We start from the raw sequence: 3,249 nt of genomic DNA on the forward strand, positions 1-3,249 counted from the left end.
CGGCGGGCGGTCTGCGGTCCGATGTCCAGAATCATCTCGCCATCGGTGACGGCGTCGACGGGTTTGACCGTCGCCGGCGCGTTGGCGGAAAACTCCGGCGCCACCACTACGTCCACCGGCAGCGGCACGTCGCCGCCGCGGCGCTTGGCGTCGGCGATCACCTTCTTCGCCGCCTCGATGAGGTCGGGCTCGTACAGCGAATTGCCGACGTTGTAGCCAGCTGCGGCGATGAACGTATTGGCGATGCCGCCGCCGACGATCAACTGGTCCACCTTGGCCGTAAGGTTGTCCAGCAGGGTGAGCTTGGTCGACACCTTGGAGCCGGCCACGATCGCCAGCAAGGGATGCGCCGGGTGCTCCAGCGCCTTGCCCAGCGCATCGAGCTCGGCCCACAGCAACGGGCCGGCGGCGACCTGCGGGGCGAAGCGGATCACGCCGTGGGTGGAGGCCTGCGCACGGTGCGCGGTGCCGAAGGCATCCATGACGAACACGTCGCACAGCGCGGCGTACTTCCTCGACAGCGCCTCGTCGTCCTTGCCCTCGCCGACATTCATGCGGCAGTTCTCCAGCACCACCACCTCGCCCTCGGCCACCTCGACGCCGCCGAGATAGTCGGCGACCAGCCGCACCGGCGTGCCGAGCTTGTCGCCCAGCCACTTCGCCACCGGCGCGAGCGAGGATTCGGCGTCGAACTGGCCCTCCTTCGGGCGGCCCAGGTGCGAGAGCACCATCACCTTCGCGCCGGCGTCGCGCGCGGCCCGGATGGTCGGCAGTGCCGCATCCAGGCGCTGGGTCGAGGTGATGCGGCCATGCTCGATCGGCACGTTCAGGTCTTCGCGGATCAGTACGCGCTTGCCGCGCAACTCAAGATCGCTCATGCGGGTGATGGACACGGCGCTACTCCTGAAAAATCGGTATTGGAAATCAACCAGATGCGCCAACCGCCCCGGCGCGAACCGCCTATTGTCGGGCGCGGGTGCAGGCGATGCAACGCCGCGCGGTTTATGCTGCGGCCTCCATCCTGGCGGCGAGGGATCCCATGGCATCGGAACTGGCGTTGTATGGCTACTGGCGCTCCAGCGCCGTCTATCGCGTGCGCATCGCGCTCAATCTCAAGGGACTGGCCTATGAGACGCACCCCGTGCACCTTCTGAGCGATGGCGGCGAACAGCACGGCGCGGCCTACCGCGCGCTCAACCCGCAACAGCTGCTTCCTTGCCTTACCGACGGCGACCGGGTGCTGACCCAGTCGATGGCGATCATGGAATACCTGGAAGAGATGCATCCGGAGCCGCCGCTGCTGCCGGTCGATGCACGCAGCCGCGCCCGCGTGCGTGCGCTGGCGCTGGCGATGGCCTGCGACATCCATCCGCTGGGCAACCTGCGCGTGCTGCAGTACCTCGAAGGCAGCTTCGGGGCCGATGACGAGGCCAAGCTGGCGTGGTCACGGCACTGGATCGGCGAGGGCTTCGATGCCATCGAGGCGATGCTTGCCGGAAGCGCGGCCACCGGCCGCTACTGCCACGGCGACACGCCCGGAATGGCCGACGCCTGCCTGGTGCCGCAGGCCTACAACGCGCTGCGCTGGAAGCTGCCGCTGGAGCGCTGGCCGACCATCGCGCGCATCCATGCCGCCTGCAACGCGCTGGAAGCCTTCCGGCAGGCCTTGCCCGAGCGCCAGCCCGACGCGCCGTAAACCACTTTGCTTTCTCGCCGGCAGGAACGTGTGCCGGCCGAGCGCCCGCCTCCTTCTTCCCGGAGGGAGAGGGGCCAAAAAACAAAAAGGGGCGCATTGCTGCGCCCCCTGCTTCGAACCCAAATTGCCAGGCTCAGAAGCCCAATCCGTACGGATCGTTGCCCGCCAGCTCGGTCGACTCCGCCCCGCCGCCTTCGGACAGCCGGATCTTCAGTGCCAGGCCGTCGCGCGAGTCGGCCTTGGCCAGCGCCTCTTCCAGCTCGATGCGGCCGCTCTTGTAGAGCTTGTACAGCGACTGGTCGAAGGTCTGCATGCCTTCCTGCAGGCTGCGGTCCATCGCTTCCTTGACCTCGTGGATCTGTCCGCGGCGGATCATGTCGCGGATCAGCGGCGTGTTGAGCAGCACCTCCACCGCCGGGATGCGGCGGCCGTCCTTGCCGATCACCAGGCGCTGGCTGATCACCGCGCGCAGGTTGAGCGCCAGGTTCATCAGCACGTTCTTGTGCGCCGATTCGGGGAAGAAGTTGAGGATGCGCTCCAGCGTCTGGTCGGCGTTGTTCGAGTGCAGCGTGGCCAGGCACAGGTGGCCGGTCTCGGAGAAGGCGATCGCCGCCTCCATCGTGTCGGTGTCGCGGATCTCGCCGATCATGATCACGTCCGGCGCCTCGCGCATCGCGTTCTTCAGCGCCTCGTGGTAGCTGTGCGTGTCCAGCCCGACCTCGCGCTGGTTGATGATCGACTTCTTGTGCCGGTGCAGGTACTCGATCGGGTCCTCGATGGTGAGGATGTGGCCGGGCGAATTGGAGTTGCGGTGGTCGAGCATGGCCGCCAGCGTGGTCGACTTGCCCGAACCGGTGGCGCCCACCACCAGGATCAATCCGCGCGGCTCCATGATCAGGTCGCGGAAGATCGGCGGCAGCTGCAGTTGCTCGATGTTGGGGATCTCGCTCTTGATCGCGCGGATCACCATGCCCACTTCGCCGCGCTGCTTGAACACGTTGATGCGGAAGCGGCCGGCTTCCTTCACCGCCAGCGCCATGTTGAGCTCCAGGTCGCGCTCGAACTGCGGCACCTGGCCCTCGTCCATCAGCGAGTAGGCGATCTTCTTGACCATGCCGCCGGGCAGGCCGGTGTTGCCCAGCGGGTAGAGCTTGCCCTCGACCTTGATGTTCACCGGGGCGCCGGTGGTCAGGAACATGTCCGACGCGCCCTTGTCTACCATCAGCTTGAGGAAGTAACCGATATCCACGAAGGACCTCTAAAGTGATCGCGCCTTGTTTTGGGCGCGTTGCAAACCATGATTATGCCCGCCCACAATACGCGGCGACACTGCGCGAGGAATGAGTGATGGTGCACATCTTTTCCCGGCCGCCCGGGCGCTACCAGCGTATCGGCAGGGCGCCGGGCGGCTTGATCCTGGGGCTGGCGCTGCTGGCGCTGGCCGGTTGCGCCAGCGTGCCGCCGCCGGACGCCTCCATGAACCAGGCCCAGGCGCTGCTGCAGTCAGCCCGCGATGCCGGCGCGGCCGACTACGACCCGGTCGACCTGGGTTT

3 protein-coding genes and 1 pseudogene are annotated in these 3,249 nt (G+C 66.9%); 2 read left to right on the forward strand and 2 right to left on the reverse strand.

Annotated elements, in window-relative coordinates; all coding sequences use genetic code 11:
• Nucleotides 1-893, reverse strand: an 893-nt coding sequence (locus tag HOQ08_RS05180; RefSeq protein WP_291192312.1) for a phosphoglycerate kinase, incomplete at its 3' end; no start/stop codon positions are given.
• A 146-nt stretch (nt 894-1,039) separates the two neighbouring features.
• Between HOQ08_RS05180 and maiA the strand changes: the two genes are divergently transcribed.
• Complete coding sequence (gene maiA / locus HOQ08_RS05185) at nt 1,040-1,696, forward strand: maleylacetoacetate isomerase (protein ID WP_291192313.1); 657 nt, start codon at nt 1,040-1,042, stop codon at nt 1,694-1,696.
• Between the two features lie 133 nt (nt 1,697-1,829).
• Here the strand turns inward: maiA and HOQ08_RS05190 are convergent, their stop codons facing one another.
• Complete coding sequence (locus HOQ08_RS05190) at nt 1,830-2,945, reverse strand: PilT/PilU family type 4a pilus ATPase (protein WP_291192314.1); 1,116 nt, start codon at nt 2,943-2,945, stop codon at nt 1,830-1,832.
• A 98-nt stretch (nt 2,946-3,043) separates the two neighbouring features.
• Here HOQ08_RS05190 and HOQ08_RS05195 point away from each other — a divergent pair.
• A pseudogene (locus HOQ08_RS05195) lies at nt 3,044-3,249 on the forward strand (hypothetical protein); the annotation flags it as partial.

Origin of the sequence: Frateuria sp. (assembly GCF_013362045.1) — a bacterium.
In the GTDB taxonomy this organism is placed as follows: Bacteria; Pseudomonadota; Gammaproteobacteria; order Xanthomonadales; family Rhodanobacteraceae; genus Frateuria_A.

Coding starts and splice junctions, on each gene's coding strand:
- maiA (WP_291192313.1), top strand. CDS start 1,040: ATGGCATCGGAACTGGCGTTGTATGGCTACTGGCGCTCCAGCGCCGTC.